This window comes from Methylobacterium sp. WL116, assembly GCF_008039455.1.
Taxonomy (GTDB): Bacteria; Pseudomonadota; Alphaproteobacteria; order Rhizobiales; family Beijerinckiaceae; genus Methylobacterium.
On the sequence record NZ_VRUV01000599.1, the window covers coordinates 1 to 2,535 of the forward strand.

3 protein-coding genes are annotated in these 2,535 nt (G+C 73.0%); all 3 read right to left on the bottom strand.

All coding sequences use genetic code 11. The features are described from left to right. Positions 1-809: phosphatase PAP2 family protein (locus FV223_RS32615; RefSeq protein WP_147729496.1), on the bottom strand; the 809-nt coding region annotated here is incomplete at its 3' end. Between the two features lie 52 nt (positions 810-861). Beyond that, on the bottom strand, positions 862-1,431 hold the full coding sequence (locus tag FV223_RS25060) for a 2'-5' RNA ligase family protein (RefSeq protein WP_147729497.1): 570 nt from the start codon (positions 1,429-1,431) through the stop codon (positions 862-864). 44 nt (positions 1,432-1,475) lie between these two features. Further along, a partial coding sequence (locus FV223_RS25065; protein WP_147729498.1) for a spore photoproduct lyase family protein occupies positions 1,476-2,535 on the bottom strand: 1,060 nt, incomplete at its 5' end.

The following is a 2,535-nucleotide window of genomic DNA, read 5'->3' on the forward strand; positions in this document are numbered from 1 at the left end:
GCTTCCCGAGCGGCCACGCGATGATGTCGGCGATCGCCTACCTGACCCTGGCGACGCTGCTCGCGCGGATCGACCGCTACCGCCGCGTCAAGGCGCTGGAGCTGGAGCGCGACGAACCAGCACAGGGCCGCCCAGGCGGCGCCGATGCACCAGCCGGCCAGCACGTCGCTCGGCCAGTGGACGCCGAGGTAGATCCGGCTGATCCCGACGAGGAGGGTCATGGTGACGCCGAGCGCCAGCACCAGCGCCTTGACGCGGCGGTAGCGGTCGATCCGCGCGAGCAGCGTCGCCAGGGTCAGGTAGGCGATCGCCGACATCATCGCGTGGCCGCTCGGGAAGCTCGCCGTGAACACGTCCATGCCGTGCGGCACCAGGTCCGGCCGCGGGCGATGGTAGAACAGCTTCAGCACCGTCGAGACCAGCTCGCCGCCGCCGACCGCGCCGATCACGAACAGGCCGACCCGGCGCTTGCCGGACAGGGCGAGGTAGGCCGCGACCGACGCCGTCAGGAACACGATGGTGAAGACGCTGCCGAGCCCGGTGATGTCGCGCATCGTCTCCTCGAGCCAGCGCGGCCCGATCGGATCGGACAGGTCGGCCGGGTTGCGCAGGGCGAGCAGGATCTTGCGGTCGAGCGCCTCGGTCGAGCCCTCGCCGACCTCGTGCGCCAGGGCGAAGAAGGCGTAGCCGAGCCCGCTGACGCAGATCAGCGCCAGCAACGGCCCGACCTCGTTGAGGCGCAGCCGGAGCCAGACGGAGGTGGCGTGGGACAGGAACGGGATGCGCCGCAGCGGGGCGGGGGGGCTCATCGCGCCGTGCCCGATCGATCGCGGGCGCCGTGGGGAGGATTCATCGAGACCATCACGCGTTCTCGCCGAAGGCGAAGCGCGCCCGCTCGGCCCAGGGACCGCCGAGGTAGCGCCACAGGCGGGTGGCCGGCGCGGTGAAGCGGAACGGCGCGAAGTCGTCGGCGAGGGCGGCGTGGAGCGCGCGGGCGGTGTCGGGGTCGACCTTGTTCTGCACGGTGACGTGCGGGCGCCAGCCCTGCTTGTCCTGGGCGGTGAGGTGGGCGTCGAAGGTCTTGGCGAGGCGCGCGCGGAAGGCGGAGAGCGGCTCGGAATCGAGGACGTAGGCCACGCCGCGGCCGGTGAAGCGCAGCCCCGTCACCGCAACCTCGGGCGGCGGCACGGTGCGCGCGAGCAGCGCGATCGTCTCGCGCACGCCCGCCTCGGCGGCGCCGGGCAGGTTGTGGAACAGCGTGGCGTGGGCCGGGATGCGGTTGAGCGCCTTCGGGAAGTGCCGCCGCCGCAGGCCGTCGAACCGCGCGAACGTGTCCGCGTCGAACTCGAGCGTCAGGATCAGGGGCGCCTGCCGGGCGTCCTGTCCCGGCTCCTCTTGCTTCAGCGCATCTTGCGTCGGCGTCTCTGGCATGCGGGCTTCCTGTCGCGGCCGGACGGAGATGGCGCGGCGCGCGATCAGGTCCAGTAGAGGATCCGCGCCGCGGGCAGGTCGCGGGCGAGCGCGGCAAACAGCGTGTCGCGCATCGACCGCATCAGCTCCTTGGGGAAGACGTACTTCACCGAGCCGAACTTGGTGAGCTTCTTCGCGCGCTCGGCCTCGTCGAGCGGGAGGTCGGAGCCCGGGTACCAGCCCTGGAGCACCTGCTTCGAGCCCGGGGTGAAGCGGTGGGTGATCAGCTCGGCGGTGAGGTCGAGGTCGGGCACGTCGGCGAGCGCCGCGGCGGCCTCGCGGATCAGCCCGGCATAGCCGGCCTCCCAATCCGGCACCGGCAGGATCGGCGCGATCGTGAGCCCGACGGGATAGCCCGCCAGCGCCACGGCCCGCATCGCCTGGAGCCGCGCGTCGAGGCTCGCGGTGCCGCCCTCGTAGCGCGTCGCGGTGCGGGCGTTGACCGAGAACCGGATGCGGGTGCGGCGGTTGTGCGGCAGGTCGAGCAGCGGCTCGACCGCGGCGAACTTGGTGGTGAAGCGCAGCTGCACCGGCGCCTCCCAGGCACCGAAATGCCGGATCGCCGCCGAGAGCGAGCCGGTGAGGTGCTCGATGCCCAGCGGATCGGTGTAGCACGAGGCCTCGAAGGTGGTGCCTTCCTGCGCCCGCTCGGCCTGCGCCGAGGTCACCGCGCCCTGGCCGAGATAGGCGCCGAGATTGGCCAGGATCGCGTCGAGGTTGGCGTAGGCCCGCGTCACCGGCGGCCCCGACAGGGAGCCGGCGAGGTAGCAGTACTGGCAATGGGCCGGGCAGCCCTCGGCGAGGTCGAAGCGCCAGTCGGCCGAGGGCGGGATCGGCTGGAGCCGGAGCTTGGTCGGCGGTGCCACGACGAGGGCGAGCGTCGCCTTCGCCTCGATGTAGGCCCGGCGCGGGTCGGCCTGGCGCAGGCCGGTGAGGCGGTTGGCCGTCAGGCGCTCGACCGTGAGCCCGAGCGCTTCCGCGCGGGCGAGCATCGCCCGGCCGTGCGCGTGCTCCAGGGCTGGTACCCGGGCTCCGACCTCCCGCTCGACGAGGCCGAGCGCGCGA

Bases quoted from the DNA above. Each gene is read 5' to 3' on its own strand.
- FV223_RS25060 (WP_147729497.1), bottom strand. From the start codon at position 1,431: ATGCCAGAGACGCCGACGCAAGATGCGCTGAAGCAAGAGGAGCCGGGA.